Below are 20,105 nucleotides of genomic sequence, written 5' to 3' on the forward strand. Positions count from 1 at the left end.
GGGGGCTTATCAGCGGCCCCCTCATTTATTCGCGTTAAATGGCTTTATTGGTGCGCATTGAGGCGATCTGCTCCGCGCTATAACCTAACTCAGTTAACACTTCCTCGGTATGCTCACCTAACAGTGGCGCACTCTTAATCTCAGGGGTGAATGATGAGAACTTCATTGGACAACCAACAGTGAGATAAGTCCCGCGTTTTGGTTGCTCAACTTCAACAATGCTGCCGCTATCGCGTAATGATTGGTCACGAGCAATCTCACGCATGCTCAATACAGGCGCACATGGCACACCATATTTGCTTAAATATTCAACGGCTTCATGTTTGTCTTTATCGGCTAAGAATTTTTCAATTTCAGCAAAAATATCGAAGATATGTGGTTGGCGCGCTTGTGGCGTGCTGTAGGCAGGGTCTTTCGCCCACTCTGGCTTGCCAATAGCAATACAAGTTTGCTCCCAATCTTGCTCTTGGATAGTAAAATAGATGTATGCGTTTGGATCCGTTTCCCAACCTTTACACTTCAAGATCCAACCCGGCTGGCCACCGCCACCAGCGTTGCCCCCACGAGGAACGGCATCACCGAATTTACCGTTTGGATACTGAGGATACTCTTCAAGATAGCCCACTTTTTCTAAACGCTGCTGGTCGCGCAACTTCACACGGCAAAGGTTTAATACGGCATCTTGCATCGACATTGTCACGCGTTGCCCTTTTCCGGTTTTTTCACGGTGTAACAAGGCGGCTAGTAGACCAATTAATAAGTGCATTCCCGTGTTGCTGTCGCCTAGTGCTGCTGCACTGACTAATGGTGGGCCATCCCAAAAACCTGTGGTTGACGCCGCTCCACCCGCAGCTTGCGCAACGTTTTCATACGCTTTTACATCTGCATAAGGGGAGTTCTCATTGAACCCTTTGATAGAGCCAAAGATTAACCGTGGATTTAGCTCTTGAATATGTTCCCAAGTAAAGCCCATATGGTCGATAGCACCCGGATGGAAGTTTTCAACTAATACATCCGCTTGCTTAATCAGGCGTTCCATGACCTCTTTGCCTTCCGGCGTTTTGGTATTCAGTTCAACAGAACGCTTATTACTGTTGAGCATGGTAAAATAAAGCGCATCGACATCAGGAATATCTCTTAACTGATTGCGCGTCACATCACCGACGCCTGGGCGTTCAATTTTAATTACGTCAGCACCAAACCACGCTAACATTTGGGTACAAGATGGCCCTGACTGTACACCGGTGAAATCGAGTACTTTGATACCTTGTAAAGGAAGATCCATGAATTACCTCATTATTTAGCTGTCGTAAATGGAATTGAATATTTATTTAGCTGTGGTGAAAGTCATTTCAAAAAATAAAGATTTTATTTAGATGGATTTTATTAATAAATAATGATTTACACCGTTATAATAAATATTTCACTTAATGTCTAGACGACAGAAATAATGTGTTTTAATAGCTCAATTATCCTTTCCTATTAATGATTAACAGTTATTAATACCCTATTCTTTCAATAATAGAACAAACCTCTATCTATATATACCAAAATAAACAATATGGATTATTATAATAAGACATTATTAAATCTTATTTAGAGAGTCCTATTTGGTTGACTAAAAATCAATAACATAATTGGATGCTCTTAAATAAACATTCACAAACAACAAATTATATTTAAAATCAATTAATTAACCGCGTTGCTGTTTTATTGGATTAAATAAAACTCAACAATAAGTTAATTATTATTGAATAATATTCAATTATTATTTATTTGATCTACTCCTTAATCAGGTGAATAAAACAACTCATAAAAAGAAGGTGATTAATAATGATCTTTATCGGTACGTCATATTTGTTTTATTAAAATAGAATCGGTTATGTATTTTTCTATATTATGATAATAGAGAAAAAAATTATTACACTCATTATGTTTATTCTTAAAATTAATCAAAGCGCACACTTTATATGAATATAAAAAGAAAGTGTTCCATTTTTTAATCCTCTTTTTATGAAAAAACCCACAAACAATATTCTTGTTTGTGGGTTTATTATCAGAACTCAACAATTGAAAGGTTTAATTTTTCTCTTGTTGCTGCTGTTTCTCTTTTTCGACGATTTCACGGTACCAACGCGGGTGATGCTTTTTCGCCCAACCACGGGTTACCCAACCTTCCACCATCGCACGCACAGAGCCTTTCACCCAGATTGCGGCATAAGCGTGCACGATAATCATAATGATCAGAGCTATCGCTGAAATGGAGTGCACGATAATCGCTGCACGATAAATTGGGATTGAGAAAAAGTCTGCAAAGTAAGGACGCCACATAATCACGCCACTTACAGCCAGTAGCACTAAGCAGATAGAGACAACCCAATATACCCCTTTTTGACCAAGGTTATATTGACCAACATCCCCAGCTTCTTCGTTTTTCAATACTTTACCGATATTTTTCGCCCACTTAATATCTTCTTTGTTGATAAAGTTGTGGTGAAAATAACGGAAAAACATAAAGACGAACAGCAGGAACATCGCGGTACCAACAAAAGGATGCAGGATCCTAGCGAGTTGTGATGTGCCAAAAATGTTCATGAACCAGTTCAGTGATGGGAAGAAAAACCCCAATCCACTGATAGCAGTGAACAAGAAGCAAATCACAACCGCCCAGTGATTGATCCTCTCAATCGGCTTATGGCGAATAATTTTTTCATTATCCTGCGGCATCATTTTTGATCCTCCCCTTCAACTGACTTTGAAGTCTCAGAAGATTTTGAGTCCTGAATATCTTTCAGAGCCTCTTCTTCTTCTTTCTTGGAGACGCGGTTCGGACCAATACCCACATAGTGGAAGATGGCCGCCGCAAAGGTCGCAGCAAAACCAACCGCTGCTAACGGCTTCCAGATACCTTTCCAGAAAGTGACTGTTGGACTGATTGTCGGGTTGTCCGGCAAACCATGATACAACTGAGGTTTATCAGCGTGATGCAAAACATACATTACGTGTGTACCACCAACGCCTTCTGGATCATAAAGACCCGCGTTGTTGTAACCACGTGTTTTCAGTTCAGCCACACGGTCGCCTGCCAGCGCCGTCATATCCTCTTTGCTACCAAAATGAATAGCGCCAGTAGGACAGGTTTTCACGCAAGCAGGCTCTTGTCCAACTTCAACGCGGTCGACACAGAGCGTACATTTGTATGCTCGGTTATCTTCTTTGTTGATGCGTGGAATGTTGAACGGACACCCCGCAATACAATAGCCACACCCAATACAGTGCTCAGATTGGAAGTCAACAATACCGTTTTTATACTGAACGATCGCACCTTCTGACGGACAAGCTTTCAAACAGCCTGGGTCATAGCAGTGCATGCAGCCATCTTTACGGATCAGCCACTCGAACTTGCCATTTTCTTCCACTTCAGAAAAGCGCATAACGGTCCATGACTTCGCGGTCAAATCCGTTGGGTTATCATATACCCCAACGTTAGTGCCGATTTTGTCACGAATATCGTTCCACTCTGAACATGCTACCTGACAAGCCTTACAGCCAATACAGGTAGTCACGTCAATCAGCTTCGCCACTTCTTCCTTAAAGTCCCTCACTTGCGCGGGGGGCGTCAGGGAATTGGTGGCGGAGCGACGAATAATGTCTTGTGATTGCATTGACATAATTTATCTCCTTACACCTTTTCCACATTGACAAGGAATGATTTAAATTCCGGCGTTTGCGTGTTGGCATCACCCACATATGGTGTCAGTGTATTTGCAATAAAGCCTTTCACTGCTAAGCCCTCAAAGCCCCAGTGGATAGGAATACCAATCGTATCCACATCCTTGCCGTTGACTTTCAACGTATGAATACGTTTCGTCACAACTGCTTTCGCTTTGATATAGCCACGCTTAGAGCTGACTTTCACCATATCACCTTGTTTAATACCTTTTTCTTTCGCCAAACGATCACCAATTTCAATGAATTGTTGTGGCTGAATAATGGCATTCAACAACGCATGTTTTGTCCAATAGTGGAAATGCTCTGTTAAGCGATAGGTTGTTCCAACATAAGGGAACTCTGTCGCTTTACCCATTTGCGCCCAGTCATCTTTGAACACACGCGCAGCCGGGTTCGAGACCACATTTGGATGTAATGGGTTAGTATCGAGCGGAGTTTCAATCGGTTCATAGTGTTCTGGGAACGGACCTTCTGCCATTTTGTCTAGTGCAAATAGGCGACCCATCCCTTCCGGTTGCATAATAAACGGATTCACACCACTTCCCGGAGGCGCATTGCTATAGTCTGGTACGTCCATACCAATCCACTTGCTGCCATCCCACTCAAGAATTTGACGGCGAGGATCCCATGGTTTACCCATTGGGTCAGCAGATGCTCGGTTATAGATAACACGACGGTTTAATGGCCATGCCCACGCCCAACCAAGGGTATTACCTAGGCCAGTCGGGTCAGAGTTATCACGGCGCGCCATCTGGTTACCTTTCGGTGTCCAGCTACCAGCAAAGATCCAACAGCCACTTGATGTCGTACCATCATCACGCAATTGAGCGAACGAACTCAGTAGTTCGCCTTTCTTCACAATGATGTTGCCATCGGCATCTTTCAGATCCACCAGCGCATAACCATTGCTTTCCTGAGCCACTTCTTCCGGTGTTGGATTATCACGGTCAAAGTAGTTCCAAGTCATGTTCAAGACTGGCTCTGGCGACTCACCACCTTCTGTTTCATAGAGTTGGCGTATACGGTGGTAGATACCCGACAGAATTTCGCCATCGCTAATCGCTTCACCGGGTGCATCTGCACCTTTCCAGTGCCACTGTAGCCAACGCGCTGAGTTAACAATCGAACCATTTTCTTCAGCAAAACAGCAAGATGGCAGACGGAAGACCGTTGTCTGAATTGCAGACGGGTCAACGTCATTCATTTCACCGTGATTTTGCCAGAAGTTTGACGTTTCTGTGTTCAGCGGATCGATGGTGACCAAGAATTTCAGCTTAGATAGCGATTTGATAATTTTGTTTTTGTTCGGGAATGAGGCTAATGGGTTAAAGCCTTGGCAGATATAGCCATTGACTTCACCTTTATCCATCATCTCGAAATAACGCAATACGTCGTAGCCCTGATCCCATTTAGGCAACCAGTCAAAGCCCCAATCATTCTCTTTCTGCGCTTTATCACCATAGAATGTCTTCATCATACTGACGAAGAATTTCGGGTAATTGCCCCAATAGTTAACCTGACCTGGTAGGGTCATTTTGGGTGTATTCGCAGCCAAATAGCTTTCGAGGGTAGTTTGTTTTTCTGACGGTAAAGTCAGATAACCCGGTAAGCTTTGAGATAATAAACCTAAGTCGGTCAGACCTTGGATATTCGAATGACCACGCAATGCGTTAACACCGCCACCTAGCATACCCATATTACCTAGCAGTAACTGGATCATCGCCATCGTACGGATGTTTTGCGCACCGATAGTATGTTGTGTCCAGCCAAGTGCGTATAGGAATGAGGCCGTCTTATCTTTCGCGCTCGTTTCTGCAATGTACTCGCAAACTTTCAGGAAATCTTCGATTGGGGTACCGCAGATGTTATTCACCACTTCTGGTGTATAACGGCTAACGTGCTCTTTTAGTAAGTTCAAGACACAGCGAGGGTGAGTGAGCGTTGGGTCGCGTCGTGCGAAACCATTCTCATCCATCTCGTAGTTCCACGTCGTTTTATCATACTGACGTTTTTCGGGATCATAGCCTGTGAACAAACCATCATCAAAACCGTAATCTTCACGGATGATCAGGCTGGCGTTAGTGTAGGCTTCCACATACTCTTGCTGGATTTTTTTATTATCCAGTAGGTATTTGATCACACCTGACAAGAACGCAATATCAGTACCAGAACGTATAGGCGTGTAGAAATCCGCCACTGCCGCTGTACGGGTAAAGCGTGGATCAATAACAATCAGTTTGGCTTTATTATGGATTTTGGCTTCCATCGCCCAGCGGAAACCGACTGGATGCGCTTCTGCCGCATTACCACCCATAACAACAACAAGGTTAGCGTTTTTAATATCAACCCAGTGGTTGGTCATCGCACCGCGACCAAATGTTGGAGCAAGACTTGCTACCGTTGGTCCGTGTCAGACACGCGCTTGGTTATCCACGGCAAGCATGCCGAGGGCGCGACTAAATTTTTGGGTGACAAAACCTGTTTCGTTACTGGCGGCTGATGCACAGAGCATACCTGTTGTCAGCCAACGGTTAACCGTTACACCATCTTTGTTCTGTTTAATAAAATTGGCATCACGGTCTTCTTTCATCAACTTGGCGATGCGGTCAAACGCTTCGTTCCAAGTGATACGTTTCCACTCATTCGTACCTGGTTCGCGTACTTCAGGGTATTTGAGTCGACTTTCACTATGAATAAAGTCGATAAGTCCTGCACCTTTCGGGCAGAGTGCGCCGCGGTTTACCGGATGATCCGGGTCACCTTCGATATGAAAAATGCTCTCTTTCGCATTTTTCGCTCCATCGCCTAAGCTATACATCAATAGCCCACAACCGACAGAGCAGTACGTGCAGGTATTTCGGGTTTCTTTCGCACGCAGTAATTTATACTGACGTGTGGACGCTAACGCAGTTGAGGGTGCAAAACCCAATGCTGCTGCCGTCGTACCCGCCATACCGCCAGCACAGATCTTAAAGAACTGTCTTCTGCTGACTTGCATGGGGATCTCCTCATTTACATTGCTCTTGTTACCCGGTGAATGTTTTAAATCTCATTATTCAGGTAAACTGTTCTTATTCAACGTCTTCCGTATCGTATTCAGGTTCATTGCCTGATAAATGGTGTAAATTCTTTTTACCCATAATCAATATTATGTATCATTAATGCTAGGAATTCATCTAATGCATGAAACAAATAACACGAAATTGTCAAAATCCATCAAAATGATTGGCGCAAATCACACAAGTGTGCAACAAAAAGGCAACCTCGATCAGTCTGTAACTGATTGGGTAGCCGAAGAATTACCTGTTGCTTTGGTTTATAATGGGATATCTCATGTCGTTATGATGGCAACGCCAAAAGATTTAGAAGATTTTGCTGTTGGGTTCTCATTATCGGAAGGGATCATACAGTCAAGGCAAGAAATTCGTGGAATTGATATTGTTCAAGGCTGCCATCGTGGTATTGAAGTGCATGTTGAGTTATCCAGCCGCCGTTTTATGGGGTTGAAAGAGCGCAGGCGCAACCTCGCCGGCCGGACAGGCTGTGGTATTTGCGGCACGGAACAACTCGACGAAATTTTTAAACCTATTTCCCCACTGCCATTCACCCAAACTTTCTCACTAAGTCACTTAGATAACGCATTATCTGAGCTAAAAAAAGTGCAAGAAATCGGAGCACTCACTGGATGTACTCATGCTGCCGCGTGGATTTCACCAGAGGGCCAATTGGTTGGCGGTTGTGAAGATGTTGGTCGCCATGTCGCATTGGATAAACTTTTAGGTATGAAACACCGCCATGATTGGCAACAAGGTGCCGTATTGGTTTCTAGTCGAGCGAGTTATGAGATGGTGCAAAAGGCGGCAAGCTGTGGCGCTGAGATTTTGTTTGCTGTTTCTGCTGCGACCTCATTAGCCATTGAAGTCGCGCAAAAAGCAAATTTAACGTTAGTCGGTTTCTGCCGCCAAGGAAAAGCCACAGTATTTACCCACAGTAATCGAATTACAGATTAAGTCACCGACTGATATTTCAAATAAACAATTAAAAAAGAAAAATATCAACGCCCTAACATTAGAAATAGTATGGCATGCATAAACATTTACATAGCACTCCCTTTATTCATTTCCCAGAGAGTGCAACATCCAAAGGTTAGGCTCGATATATTCGCCCCATTGAGCTTGTGTATCGATATTAACGGGAACGCCTGCGGTACAATATATTGGCCAGACTGCATAAAACGCATGCCTGTCCATGACTCCCATTGTTTAATGGTGCCAGCAATCACCATAGAACGATATACAGGCTGTAAAATTTTACCCCCTAATCGCCAATGTGTGCGTATCCAAGGGTCAAAAGGCTCCCCTTGTGCATTTTTCCATGCACAATAATCGTCAAATGATTGTAGAGGATAACGATGCTTTAAAGTGGGCCGTACAGGAACAACAACCGCCTTCGCCCCATACGCTACAGCCGCTTTTTTCAACGCATTAATCAGTAGTGCTGGAATTTGATAACCGCGATATTCAGGCTCAATCGTCACTGATAATGCAGAAATATAGCGATCTTCACCTTGTTTGTTCTCAACCGCAAAATTGAAAATATCATCCCAACCAAAATCAGGCAGTTTTGTCAGATTTTCATCAGGCCATAGAAAGGAGATCGCTTTAATGACACCGACGACCTTCTCTTTTCCATCCACATTCGCGACAGCTAAAAACTGAAATTGTGCATTCGGCTCTTCATACAATACTTGCCAATATTCATCACAAACAGCAGTTTGGCTCATAAACTCTGGCCATAATTTATCCAGCAGTTCATCGGATTCATCGATAAGGTCAGGTCGCTGTACAAAATTGTAGATGTGTATATTGGTAGGAAGCTTAATGCTCATGAATATAACCTATGACTAAAATTAGCTCGACATTATAAAAAGAAAAATCACAAGAAGGATTAAGACAAAATTAACGTTAAGCAGACATCATCTAAATAATAAGTATTTCTTAATGATGTTGGCACTATCACTGCTCTTTGCCATATATTGCGATATTCTCTTGATAATTAGATGAAATAATTAAACTAACACTCTAATTATATTATTTTTATAATAATCAAAGGAATACTATATGAATGATATCAAAACAAAAAAGCTAATATATCATCTTACTAGTTTGAAAAATATAAGAAATATATTGATTGAGGGCTTAAAGCCAAGAGTAGACATTAAGAAATTTCATGATATTGCAGACAAAGAGATCATCGAAGGTAGAAAAAAACATCAATTAGATAGCTATGTTCCGTTTCATTGGTTTTCACGCAATCCCTTTGATGGCAGAGTGCAAAAAAATTTTCCTAATGAAAAATTTGTACTCATTACGATTAAAAGAGAGTTGGCTCAAAAAGAAAACTGGAAAATTATCCTAAGGCACCCTTTGGCTTTTTGCCAATAGTTTATATGCAGGAAATAGTGAACATCTGTCACCGAATTGGGTGACTATTGACAATACAGACCTCATTAGCCGCCGTAAAGATACCTTTTGTATTCACCGATCGTCATGCATATCCAGTGAAGTCTCAGTTTTATAACCAGTTAACAGATCTAACGGCGATAGATTGACTGCAGCTTGCTGATAAGATAGCAAGCTGCCACAACTTTTAGCTAAGCAAATTTTTACTTGCCGATACAGAAACTCGAGAAAATACGGCCTAACAGGTCATCTGATGTAAATTCACCGGTGATCTCGCTCAGCTCTTGCTGTGCAAGGCGCAACTCCTCTGCAAGTAGCTCACCGGAGCGAGCAACGACCAATTGCTCATGACCTTGCGCTAAGTGCATTGCCGCTGCATCAAGGGCTTGTAGATGACGGCGACGAGCCAAAAAACCACCTTCGGTATTACTATTAAAACCCATCGTCTCTTTTAGGTGATCGCGCAACAAATCAATCCCTTTCTCTTCACGTGCAGATAGGCGAATTAATGGGTAACGAACATCTTCAACAAACTCAATTTTTTCACCTGTTTTATCCGCTTTATTGCGGATCACAGTAACAGGCAATGTTTCTGGCAGGCGTGCCATAAATTCAGGCCAAATCTCTTGAGGCTCTGTCGCATCCGTGGTGGTGCTATCAAGCATAAACAAAACTCGGTCTGCCTGTTCAATCTCTTTCCATGCTCGCTCAATACCAATACGTTCAACTTCATCACTCGCTTCACGTAAGCCCGCTGTATCAATCACGTGCAATGGCATACCATCAATATGAATATGCTCACGCAAAACATCACGTGTGGTTCCTGCAATATCGGTCACAATCGCTGCTTCACGACCTGCTAACGCATTCAATAAACTCGATTTCCCTGCATTAGGACGACCCGCAATCACCACTTTCATCCCTTCACGCAACAAGCTGCCTTGGCGAGCTTCTGAGCGCACTCGCTCTAAATCCGCTATCACGTCATCCAATTTGGCTTCAATTTTACCGTCAGAAAGAAAATCAATTTCTTCATCAGGGAAATCGATGGCAGCTTCGACATAAATACGCAATGTCGTCAATGCTTCGACCATTTGATGGATTTGTGCTGAAAATGCCCCTTGTAACGAGTTCATTGCCGAACGGGCGGCTTGCTCTGAACTTGCATCAATCAGATCTGCAATCGCCTCAGCTTGTGCTAAATCTAATTTGTCATTCAAAAATGCGCGCTCAGAGAACTCACCTGGGTTAGCAATACGCACCCCATCAATCGTCAAAATACGTCTAAGTAATAAATCAAGAATGACAGGACCACCATGGCCTTGCAGTTCTAGAACATCTTCCCCTGTAAATGAGTTAGGGCCGGGGAAAAAAATGGCAATACCTTGGTCCAGTACGGTGTCATCGACGTCACGAAAAGGTAGGTAATCCGCATAACGCGGTTTTGGTAGCTTACCCAACACAGTTTGAGCAACTACAGCCGCTTTTGGGCCTGATACACGTAAAATACCGACCCCACCACGACCGGGAGGTGTTGCCTGTGCAACAATCGTATCGTTGGTTTGCATGATGTCTCTCTGTCATTCCTATAAAAAATTAAGGCGGTCATGAATGGCCGCCTTAATACTATATCCTGAAATAAGCTTCTTGCTTACCCAAGACCTCTATTATTTCTTCTCTTTTTTATCGCGGCTATGTAGACCACGTTTTTCCAGACCGCGGTAGATGATCTGCTGCTGGATAATGGTCACCAAGTTACTCACGATGTAGTACAGTACCAGACCAGAAGGGAACCACAGGAAGAAGATAGTAAACACGACCGGCATATAGGTCATAATCTTCTGCTGCATAGGATCGGTCACGGCTGTTGGCGACATCTTCTGAATAACAAACATAGTCACACCCATCAACACTGGCAGGATGTAGTATGGGTCTTGTGCTGACAAGTCCTGAATCCAACCAAAGAATGGTGCATGACGTAGTTCAACAGAACCCATCAACATGTAATAAAGAGCAAGGAAGATTGGCATCTGGATAAGCAGCGGTAAACAACCACCTAGTGGGTTGACTTTCTCTGCTTTGTACAACGCCATCATTTCTTGGCTCATACGCTGTTTGTCATCACCAATACGCTCACGCATTGCCGCCAGTTTTGGTTGCAATAAACGCATTTTCGCCATTGAGGTGTACTGTGCTTTAGTCAGCGGGTACATAATACCACGGACGATAAAGGTAATGATGATGATAGCAATACCCCAGTTACCGACAAAACCGTGAATAAATTTCAACAGCTTGAACAGTGGCTGAGAGATAAACCATAACCAACCATAATCAACCGTTAAGTCTAAATGAGGTGCCACTTCAGCCATTTCTGACTGGATTTCAGGGCCTACCCATAGCGTCGATGAATAAGTACCAGCACCATTAGCAGCAATTGTTAATGGTTGGCTCTTATAACCGATAATCGCCTCTTTTTGACCAAGGTCGATGGTGTAGAACGTGCTATTTTCATTACTTGCAGGAACCCACGCGGTTGCAAAGTATTGTTGCAACATTGCCACCCAACCACCTTTAGTGGTGACATTGAGTTTTTTATCTTCGATATCACTAAAGCTATATTTTTTATAGTTAGATTCATCTGAAGAATAGGCTGCACCACGGTATGTATGTAATGCGAAGTTGCTGCTACCTGTATCACGTTCTTTTGGTAGTTGGATAGTTTGTTTTAACTGACCAAAGAAGGCAAGGTTCAAAGCTTGCGCTGTTGGGTTCTGAATATTGTATTCAACATCAACATTGTAGTGGCCGCGTTTCAACACATAGGTTTTTTGATAAACCACACCGTTTTTGTCGGTGAATGTCATCGGAACACGTAGCTCATCTTGGCCATCCGCAAGAATGAAACTTGATGATTCCACACTATAAACAGGGCGTTGACCATTGCTATTATCTGGGTTATCTGGGCCATGTTGGCCAATCAGACCACTTTGTGCCTGATAGATAAAATCGGGTGTAGTTTCCAGTAAACGGAAGGGACTTTCCGAATGAAGGGTTGCAGGATAGGCTAACAAGTCAGCCTCATCGATATCACCACCACGAGTATTGATGCGTAAATCTAACACATCCGTTTTCACTGTGATTAGCTTACCTTGCCCACTGCTTGTAACAGCTTGGGAATCACTGCTTGGCATATCTGTTTGTTGTGTCGTTTGGACAGTTTTTAGATCCTGAGCAGCTTTATCGCTTTCCCAGGCCTGCCATACTAAGAACGAAACAAATAGCAAAGCGATGAGTAGAAGATTGCGTTGCGAATCCATCGTTATAATTCTCTATTATCATCGTTTTTTTTAGGCGGAACAGGATCGTCTCCACCAGCGTGTAAAGGGTGGCATTTTAATACGCGTTTCGCCGTTAACCAACTACCTTTTAACATTCCAAACCTGCGCAATGCCTCAATTCCATAATTTGAACAAGTTGGATTGAAACGGCAACGAGGCCCTAACAGTGGGCTAATTGCCAATTGGTATCCCCTAATCAACCCAATCAGGAGTTTTGAGCCAAGCGACAGTGTCGACGCCATAATTTACCCAATGTTTCCGTTATTTGTTGATTATCGAGATTAGCAACCCCTTTTCTTACCAATACCACAAAATCCATGGGAGGCAACTCATGTTGATGCAAACGAAAATATTCACGGGCTAATCGCTTAATACGATTTCGCTCATGAGCTCGTTTAACATTTTTTTTGGCGATGGTGAGACCGATGCGGGGATGCCCCAGCTCGTTTAGGCGACCAAGGATTGTTATCTCTGGGGAACTCGCCCTCTGCGGCTGCTTAAAGACATTATCGAAGTGCCTGGGAGTTAACAAACGTAACTCCCGGGTAAAAGCGAGCGTAACCACTTGAATAGAGGGCTAGCTTTATTACTTAGATGAAACGGTCAGACGAGCGCGGCCTTTAGCACGACGGCGAGCCAGAACCTGACGACCATTTTTAGTGGCCATACGAGCACGGAAACCGTGTGAACGGTTGCGTTTCAGTACGGACGGTTGAAAAGTGCGTTTCATAACGATTTCTACCTAACTTTAAAATTTATTACTGATTCAGTAAACGCGTTGGCAACCAGTGGAAACTGATTTACACCTGTGCCTCTATCGCAACAATATAGAAAGAGGCAGGATTGTAATAAAACATAGGGGGTCACGTCAATGAAATGACGCAATCAAACCACTTTATTTATAGCCTGGCTGACAGGTTTGCTGACATATGCTGCAACAGCGAATGAAGCGCCATTTTCATAACTTACCTCGAAATGGTCTATCGTGAAAATCACTTCAATGCAGTACACAGGGTGGAAGATTATACGGACTCCGCCTCAAAGCGCAAGGATCATCGGCCGATCTAAAAATATTTTTTGATCCTTAGAGAAAATTTTTCATAAATCGTCTAAAGTTATCCCCTGCTTTGTGGAAAAATAGCAAATGATCGAGATCAAACAAGAGGGTTCTCCTCTAATCGCGATGTCTTACCACAATTACCTGTGGATAAAAAGCATAAAAACTGTGTAAAAGAATGAAGATCTCTTGCCAATTTTACGGTATGATCTCTGGTCACGTTTCTGATCTGAGGATCGGAAAAATACGATGAGTAAAAATGAATCACTTTGACTTCTCTGGCGCTTGCATAAAAAAGCGACCAGTAAAAAATTCTTTGTTTAATCCGTACTTCTTTTGTTTCATTGATCTTGTTTAGGGGAGTCCACCGTGTCACTTTCGCTTTGGCAGCAATGTCTTGCCCGATTGCAGGATGAACTACCTGCCACAGAATTCAGTATGTGGATACGCCCTCTTCAAGCTGAATTAAACGATAATACACTGGCACTTTATGCCCCGAATCGTTTTGTCCTTGATTGGGTTAGAGATAAGTACATCAATAACATCAACGAGTTATTGAATGACTTTTGTGGTACTGATGCGCCAGCTCTGCGTTTTGAGGTGGGGAGCAAACCCATCACCGTTTCTCCTACCAATACTCAGGCTCGCCATACCCATGAAGCGCCAGCTATCGCCGTTCCGTCGGCGCCAGTGAAGCCAAGCTGGGATAACTCAACCAAAGCGCAACCTGATGTTGCCTATCGCTCCAATGTTAACCCCAAACACACCTTTGATAACTTTGTTGAAGGTAAATCAAACCAACTCGCTCGTGCTGCTGCGAGGCAAGTTGCCGAAAATCCAGGGGGAGCATACAACCCATTATTCCTTTATGGGGGAACGGGCTTAGGTAAAACACACTTATTACATGCTGTAGGCAACAGCATCATGCAGCACAAAGCCAATGCGCGTGTCGTATATATGCATTCTGAACGTTTTGTGCAAGATATGGTCAAAGCTTTACAAAACAATGCGATTGAAGAGTTTAAACGCTATTACCGCTCTGTTGATGCACTGCTGATTGATGATATCCAATTTTTTGCGAATAAAGAGCGTTCTCAAGAAGAGTTTTTCCATACCTTCAATGCGCTGTTGGAAGGCAACCAACAAATTATTTTGACTTCCGATCGCTACCCTAAAGAGATCAATGGAGTTGAAGATCGTTTAAAATCGCGTTTTGGTTGGGGTTTAACGGTGGCCATTGAACCACCTGAATTAGAAACCCGTGTAGCGATTTTGATGAAGAAAGCCGATGAAAATGAGATCCAGCTTCCGGGCGAGGTGGCTTTTTTTATCGCTAAACGCCTACGCTCCAATGTGCGTGAACTGGAAGGTGCGTTAAACCGTGTTATTGCCAATGCAAACTTTACTGGCCGCGCTATCACCATTGACTTTGTGCGTGAAGCGCTGCGAGATTTGCTAGCACTACAAGAAAAACTGGTAACTATCGATAACATTCAGAAAACTGTGGCTGAATATTACAAAATAAAAGTTGCGGATTTACTTTCTAAACGTCGTTCTCGCTCTGTCGCCCGTCCGCGCCAGATGGCGATGGCGTTGGCGAAAGAACTGACCAATCATAGTTTGCCTGAAATCGGGGATGCCTTTGGTGGCCGTGATCATACAACGGTATTGCATGCTTGCCGTAAAATTGAACAATTGCGGGAAGAAAGCCATGACATCAAAGAGGATTTTTCTAACTTAATCAGAACATTATCATCTTAATTGCTATGAAATTTACTATTGAACGCGAGCAGTTATTAAAACCGTTGCAACAGGTTAGTGGTCCATTAGGTGGGCGTCCAACGCTACCTATTTTAGGTAATCTTCTTTTACAAGTTAAAGAAGGCGCTTTGCTATTAACCGGAACCGACTTAGAAATGGAGATGATGGCCCATGTTCCTTTAACGCAGGAGCATGACGTTGGAGCAACCACCGTTCCAGCACGCAAGTTTTTTGATATCTGGCGTGGGCTTCCTGAAGGTTCTGAAATTCGTGTAGAACTCGATGATGACAGGCTGCTTGTTCGCTCAGGGCGTAGCCGTTTTTCACTATCGACATTACCAGCCACAGATTTCCCGAATTTAGATGATTGGCAAAGTGAGGTGGAGTTTTCGCTTCCACAGTCAATCCTCAAACGCTTAATCGAAGCCACTCAGTTTTCAATGGCTCATCAAGATGTCCGTTATTACCTCAACGGCATGCTATTTGAAACCGAAGGCCAGTTATTAAGAACCGTTTCAACCGATGGGCACCGCCTTGCTGTATGTGCGATGGATATCGGGCAAGATTTACCTTCACATTCGGTCATCGTGCCACGCAAAGGGGTCATTGAGTTAATGCGCCTCTTGGATGGCGGTGATACCCCTGTCCAATTGCAGATAGGCAGTAATAATATTCGTGCCCATGTGGGTGATTTTATTTTCACCTCAAAACTGGTTGATGGCAGGTTCCCTGATTATCGTCGTGTTCTGCCGAAAAACCCGGATAAGACATTAGAAGCTCGTTGTGATCTGCTCAAGCAAGCATTTTCACGCGCGGCCATCTTATCGAATGAAAAATTCCGTGGCGTTCGCTTATATTTCAGTGAAAATCAGTTACGCATTACGGCAAACAACCCAGAGCAAGAAGAAGCGGAAGAGATTGTTGATGTGAATTATCAGGGTACTGAAATGGAAATAGGCTTTAACGTTAGCTATATCCTTGATGTGCTCAATGCCCTGAAGAGTGAAAACGTCACTCTGTTTTTAACCGATGCTGTGTCGAGTGTTCAAATTGAAGACTCCGCAAGTAGCGCGGCTGTTTACGTTGTTATGCCAATGCGTTTGTAATCGTTTTATGATCCTTTCGCGTTTATTGATCCGCGATTTTCGTAACATTGAAGATGCCGATCTCGCTTTAGCTAATGGGTTCAATTTTTTAATTGGCCCCAATGGGAGCGGCAAAACCAGTGTGCTTGAAGCGATATACACCTTGGGACATGGTCGTGCTTTTCGTAGTATCCAAGCGAACCGCGTGATCCGTCACGAACAGGCTCAATTTATCCTACATGGGAAATTAGGCCATCTGGATGCATCGCGCAAAGCATTGTCGTTAGGGTTGAGTAAAAACCGTGAGGGTGACAGTAAAGTCAGAATTGATGGCACAGACGGCCATAAAATTGCAGAACTGGCAAAATTACTGCCAATGCAATTAATTACCCCAGAAGGGTTTACCTTACTAAACGGTGGCCCTAAGTATCGACGTGCATTTATCGACTGGGGCTGTTTTCATAACGAACCGTTGTTTTTTTCCGTTTGGTCAGACTTAAAACGGTTATTAAAGCAACGCAATGCTGCATTACGGCAGGTCAGTCGCTATGAACAAATACGCCATTGGGATCAGCAATTAGCTCCGCTTGCAGAGCAAATCAGCCAATGGCGTAGTGAATATATTGCAGGTATTGCGGAAAATATTGAGCAAACCTGCCAACAATTTTTGCCTGAATTTGTATTATCGGTCTCTTTTCAACGCGGTTGGGATAAAGAAATCGATTATTCAGAGCTATTAGAACGCCAATTTGAGCGTGATAAAATGTTAACCTATACCGCCTCTGGGCCACATAAAGCTGATTTGCGGATCAGGGCGAATGGAACCCCTGTGGAAGATATGCTTTCACGCGGTCAATTGAAACTTTTAATGTGCGCATTAAGGTTAGCGCAGGGTGAGTTTTTCACCCAACAGAGCGGGCAAAGATGCCTGTATCTACTGGATGATTTTGCCTCAGAACTTGATTCGGGACGCCGTCAATTATTGGCTGCTCGGCTTAAGGCTACGCAAGCTCAAGTGTTTGTTAGTGCAATAACACCTGAGCAAGTTAAAGACATGATTGATGTAAATAGCAAGATGTTTAGCGTAGAACATGGCAAAATAGAAGTTAAACCACAGGAATAAATATAGCGGGAAACGTTGATGTCGAATACATATGACTCCTCAAGTATCAAGGTATTAAAAGGGCTGGATGCCGTGCGTAAGCGCCCAGGCATGTATATCGGTGATACCGACGATGGTACAGGTCTTCATCACATGGTCTTCGAGGTTGTCGACAACGCTATCGACGAAGCCCTCGCCGGTTTTTGTGACGACATCGTGATCACAATCCATGCTGATAACTCAGTCTCTGTTCAAGATGATGGTCGTGGTATTCCAACAGGTATCCATGAGGAAGAAGGGGTATCAGCAGCAGAAGTTATCATGACGGTACTGCATGCGGGCGGGAAATTTGACGATAACTCCTATAAAGTCTCCGGCGGTCTACACGGAGTTGGGGTTTCTGTTGTTAACGCCTTATCCGAAAAATTAGAGCTCACTATCCGCCGTGATGGTAAAGTTCATGAACAAACTTATTGCCACGGTGAGCCACAAGGCCCACTAACTGTTGTTGGTGAAACCGATCAAACCGGAACTCGCGTCCGTTTTTGGCCAAGCTTAGACACCTTCAAAGGCGTCACTGAATTTGAATACGACGTTTTAGCTAAGCGTCTGCGCGAACTGTCATTCTTAAACTCTGGTGTCTCAATCAGACTGATTGATAAACGTGATGGCAAAGAAGACCATTTCCACTATGAAGGTGGAATTAAAGCGTTCGTTGAGTATTTAAGCCGCAATAAAACCCCAATTCACCCATCTGTATTCTACTTCTCAACTGAGAAAGATGGTATTGGTGTTGAAATCGCCATGCAGTGGAACGATGGCTTCCAAGAAAACGTTTATTGCTACACCAATAATATTCCACAGCGTGATGGGGGTACTCACCTTGCAGGCTTCCGTGCCTCAATGACACGTACACTCAACAACTACATGGATAAAGAAGGCTATCAGAAAAAAGCTAAAGTCAGTGCAACCGGTGACGATGCCCGTGAAGGCTTGATTGCAGTTATCTCTGTTAAGGTGCCTGATCCTAAGTTTTCATCACAAACAAAAGAAAAACTCGTTTCTTCTGAGGTGAAAACAGCCGTTGAAACCATGATGAATGAACGGTTTGTTGAGTATCTATTAGAGAACCCAACTGACGCAAAAATTGTTGTTGGTAAAATTATTGATGCAGCGCGTGCGCGTGAGGCAGCACGTAAAGCACGTGAAATGACTCGCCGTAAAGGCGCCTTAGATCTGGCGGGTTTGCCGGGCAAACTGGCAGACTGCCAAGAGCGCGACCCAGCACTTTCTGAACTCTACCTTGTGGAAGGGGACTCCGCGGGCGGCTCTGCAAAACAAGGCCGTAACCGCAAGAACCAAGCTATTTTGCCTCTAAAAGGTAAAATTCTTAACGTTGAGAAAGCGCGTTTCGATAAGATGCTCTCCTCACAAGAGGTCGCTACGTTGATCACCGCTTTAGGCTGCGGTATTGGGCGTGATGAATATAACCCAGATAAACTGCGTTATCACAGCATTATTATCATGACGGATGCTGACGTCGATGGTTCGCATATCCGTACGTTGTTATTGACCTTCTTCTATCGCCAAATGCCTGAAATTGTTGAGCGTGGTCATGTTTATATCGCTCAGCCTCCACTGTACAAAGTGAAAAAAGGTAAGCAAGAGCAATACATCAAAGATGATGATGCGATGGATGAGTATCTCATTTCTATTGCACTTGATGGAGCCGCGCTACATCTAAGTGCTGATGCACCGGCGATGAAAGGCGAAGAGCTAGAAAAACTGGTTGTTGAATACAATGCTGCACACAAGATCATTCGTCGTCTTGAGCGGCTCTATCCACAAGCATTACTGAATAGCTTGGTGTATCACTCTACCTTGACGGAAGAAGCACTGAAAAGCAGTGAACAAGTCGAAGAGTGGACTAAAGGCTTAGTTCAACGCTTGGAAGACAATGAGCAGCTTGGTAGTACTTACAGCTATACCATCAAGGAAAATCGCGAACGTCAGCTATTTGAACCGACCATTCGTATCCGTACTCATGGCGTCGATACTGACTACAATCTCGACTTTGATTTTGTTCACGGTAGCGAATACCGCCGCATCACCCATTTAGGTGACATGATTGCCGACCTAATTGAAGAAGGTGCTTATATCGAACGTGGTGAACGCCGCCAGAATATCAAAAACTTCGAGGAAGCGCTGGCGTGGTTAAGCCGTGAGTCACGTCGTGGCCTATCGGTACAACGTTATAAAGGTCTTGGTGAGATGAACCCTGAGCAACTTTGGGAAACCACTATGAACCCTGATACACGTCGTATGATGCGCGTCACCGTAAAAGATGCTATCGCAACCGACTTGCTGTTCACCACTTTGATGGGTGATGCCGTTGAACCTCGTCGTGCCTTTATCGAAGAGAATGCTCTGAAAGCGGCAAATATTGATATCTAATTTGCGGCGAGAAAAAACCGTTATCAGCTTGAAAACCCTGTGTGAAAACATAGGGTTTTCTTTTATCCATGACTTAACATAACGCTAGTTTACAGTTTTTTACCCCTTGTATAT

16 protein-coding genes are annotated in these 20,105 nt (G+C 43.7%); 6 read left to right on the plus strand and 10 right to left on the minus strand.

The genetic code is table 11. From position 1 onward, the window contains the following. Nucleotides 1–34 precede the first annotated feature (34 nt). The 4 genes from frc to fdnG form a co-directional block, all read right to left on the minus strand. Nucleotides 35–1,285 (minus strand): formyl-CoA transferase, encoded by a 1,251-nt coding sequence (frc, locus tag PSE69_RS10515; RefSeq protein ID WP_014657168.1) that lies wholly within the window; start codon nt 1,283–1,285, stop codon nt 35–37. Between the two features lie 794 nt (nt 1,286–2,079). After that, the gene (fdoI, locus tag PSE69_RS10520; protein ID WP_004924143.1) at nt 2,080–2,730 is read right to left on the minus strand and encodes a formate dehydrogenase cytochrome b556 subunit; all 651 of its coding nucleotides are present in this window, start codon (nt 2,728–2,730) and stop codon (nt 2,080–2,082) included. Continuing rightward, nucleotides 2,727–3,671: a formate dehydrogenase subunit beta gene (fdxH, locus tag PSE69_RS10525; protein WP_014657167.1), complete on the minus strand. Its 945-nt coding sequence runs from the start codon at nt 3,669–3,671 to the stop codon at nt 2,727–2,729. Before fdxH ends, fdoI begins: the two co-directional genes overlap by 4 nt. Nucleotides 3,672–3,682: 11 nt before the next feature. After that, the gene (fdnG, locus tag PSE69_RS10530) at nt 3,683–6,730 is read right to left on the minus strand and encodes a formate dehydrogenase-N subunit alpha (RefSeq protein WP_080728249.1); all 3,048 of its coding nucleotides are present in this window, start codon (nt 6,728–6,730) and stop codon (nt 3,683–3,685) included. Between the two features lie 181 nt (nt 6,731–6,911). Between fdnG and fdhD the strand changes: the two genes are divergently transcribed. Further along, complete coding sequence (gene fdhD / locus PSE69_RS10535) at nt 6,912–7,742, plus strand: formate dehydrogenase accessory sulfurtransferase FdhD (protein ID WP_014657166.1); 831 nt, start codon at nt 6,912–6,914, stop codon at nt 7,740–7,742. 86 nt (nt 7,743–7,828) lie between these two features. On the opposite strand, the gene PSE69_RS10540 is transcribed toward fdhD, so the two are convergent. Then, nucleotides 7,829–8,620: a transferase gene (locus tag PSE69_RS10540; protein ID WP_272675225.1), complete on the minus strand. Its 792-nt coding sequence runs from the start codon at nt 8,618–8,620 to the stop codon at nt 7,829–7,831. Between the two features lie 232 nt (nt 8,621–8,852). Between PSE69_RS10540 and PSE69_RS10545 the strand changes: the two genes are divergently transcribed. Further along, on the plus strand, nt 8,853–9,176 hold the full coding sequence (locus PSE69_RS10545; protein ID WP_060560777.1) for a DarT ssDNA thymidine ADP-ribosyltransferase family protein: 324 nt from the start codon (nt 8,853–8,855) through the stop codon (nt 9,174–9,176). Between the two features lie 221 nt (nt 9,177–9,397). Here PSE69_RS10545 and mnmE read toward each other — a convergent pair whose 3' ends face one another. The 5 genes from mnmE to rpmH form a co-directional block, all read right to left on the minus strand. Then, complete coding sequence (mnmE, locus tag PSE69_RS10550; protein ID WP_004924119.1) at nt 9,398–10,762, minus strand: tRNA uridine-5-carboxymethylaminomethyl(34) synthesis GTPase MnmE; 1,365 nt, start codon at nt 10,760–10,762, stop codon at nt 9,398–9,400. A gap of 99 nt (nt 10,763–10,861) precedes the next feature. Continuing rightward, entirely contained in the window at nt 10,862–12,511 is a 1,650-nt protein-coding gene (gene yidC, locus PSE69_RS10555; RefSeq protein ID WP_004924116.1) for a membrane protein insertase YidC, read from the minus strand. Nucleotides 12,512–12,513: 2 nt separating this feature from the next. Beyond that, nucleotides 12,514–12,774, minus strand: a complete 261-nt coding sequence (gene yidD / locus PSE69_RS10560) for a membrane protein insertion efficiency factor YidD (protein ID WP_014657163.1) — start codon at nt 12,772–12,774, stop codon at nt 12,514–12,516. After that, on the minus strand, nt 12,738–13,097 hold the full coding sequence (gene rnpA, locus PSE69_RS10565; RefSeq protein WP_004924110.1) for a ribonuclease P protein component: 360 nt from the start codon (nt 13,095–13,097) through the stop codon (nt 12,738–12,740). The genes yidD and rnpA overlap by 37 nt, the downstream gene beginning before the upstream one ends. 21 nt (nt 13,098–13,118) lie before the next feature. Continuing rightward, a complete protein-coding gene (gene rpmH, locus PSE69_RS10570) occupies nt 13,119–13,262 on the minus strand; it encodes a 50S ribosomal protein L34 (RefSeq protein WP_004906236.1) in 144 nt (47 codons plus the stop codon). Nucleotides 13,263–13,958: 696 nt separating this feature from the next. On the opposite strand from rpmH, the gene dnaA reads away from it, so the two are divergent. From dnaA to gyrB, 4 genes are read left to right on the plus strand one after another with little or no spacing between them, the layout of a single operon-like run. Further along, complete coding sequence (gene dnaA, locus PSE69_RS10575; RefSeq protein WP_004924106.1) at nt 13,959–15,350, plus strand: chromosomal replication initiator protein DnaA; 1,392 nt, start codon at nt 13,959–13,961, stop codon at nt 15,348–15,350. Between the two features lie 5 nt (nt 15,351–15,355). Further along, a complete protein-coding gene (dnaN, locus tag PSE69_RS10580; RefSeq protein WP_004924103.1) occupies nt 15,356–16,456 on the plus strand; it encodes a DNA polymerase III subunit beta in 1,101 nt (366 codons plus the stop codon). Nucleotides 16,457–16,463: 7 nt separating this feature from the next. Further along, a complete protein-coding gene (recF, locus tag PSE69_RS10585; RefSeq protein ID WP_004924099.1) occupies nt 16,464–17,558 on the plus strand; it encodes a DNA replication/repair protein RecF in 1,095 nt (364 codons plus the stop codon). Between the two features lie 18 nt (nt 17,559–17,576). Beyond that, nucleotides 17,577–19,991 carry a DNA topoisomerase (ATP-hydrolyzing) subunit B gene (gene gyrB / locus PSE69_RS10590; RefSeq protein ID WP_004924097.1) on the plus strand — a complete coding sequence of 805 codons (2,415 nt, stop codon included), beginning with the start codon at nt 17,577–17,579 and terminating at the stop codon, nt 19,989–19,991. Nucleotides 19,992–20,105: the final 114 nt, after the last annotated feature.

It is taken from the genome of Providencia sp. PROV122, assembly GCF_028482365.1.
GTDB lineage: Bacteria > Pseudomonadota > Gammaproteobacteria > Enterobacterales > Enterobacteriaceae > Providencia > Providencia stuartii.

Coding starts and splice junctions, on each gene's coding strand:
- frc (WP_014657168.1), bottom strand. CDS start 1,285: ATGGATCTTCCTTTACAAGGTATCAAAGTACTCGATTTCACCGGTGTA.
- recF (WP_004924099.1), top strand. CDS start 16,464: ATGATCCTTTCGCGTTTATTGATCCGCGATTTTCGTAACATTGAAGAT.
- fdhD (WP_014657166.1), top strand. CDS start 6,912: ATGCATGAAACAAATAACACGAAATTGTCAAAATCCATCAAAATGATT.
- yidC (WP_004924116.1), bottom strand. CDS start 12,511: ATGGATTCGCAACGCAATCTTCTACTCATCGCTTTGCTATTTGTTTCG.
- PSE69_RS10545 (WP_060560777.1), top strand. CDS start 8,853: ATGAATGATATCAAAACAAAAAAGCTAATATATCATCTTACTAGTTTG.
- rpmH (WP_004906236.1), bottom strand. CDS start 13,262: ATGAAACGCACTTTTCAACCGTCCGTACTGAAACGCAACCGTTCACAC.
- dnaN (WP_004924103.1), top strand. CDS start 15,356: ATGAAATTTACTATTGAACGCGAGCAGTTATTAAAACCGTTGCAACAG.
- gyrB (WP_004924097.1), top strand. CDS start 17,577: ATGTCGAATACATATGACTCCTCAAGTATCAAGGTATTAAAAGGGCTG.
- PSE69_RS10540 (WP_272675225.1), bottom strand. CDS start 8,620: ATGAGCATTAAGCTTCCTACCAATATACACATCTACAATTTTGTACAG.
- fdxH (WP_014657167.1), bottom strand. CDS start 3,671: ATGTCAATGCAATCACAAGACATTATTCGTCGCTCCGCCACCAATTCC.
- yidD (WP_014657163.1), bottom strand. CDS start 12,774: ATGGCGTCGACACTGTCGCTTGGCTCAAAACTCCTGATTGGGTTGATT.
- fdoI (WP_004924143.1), bottom strand. CDS start 2,730: ATGATGCCGCAGGATAATGAAAAAATTATTCGCCATAAGCCGATTGAG.
- mnmE (WP_004924119.1), bottom strand. CDS start 10,762: ATGCAAACCAACGATACGATTGTTGCACAGGCAACACCTCCCGGTCGT.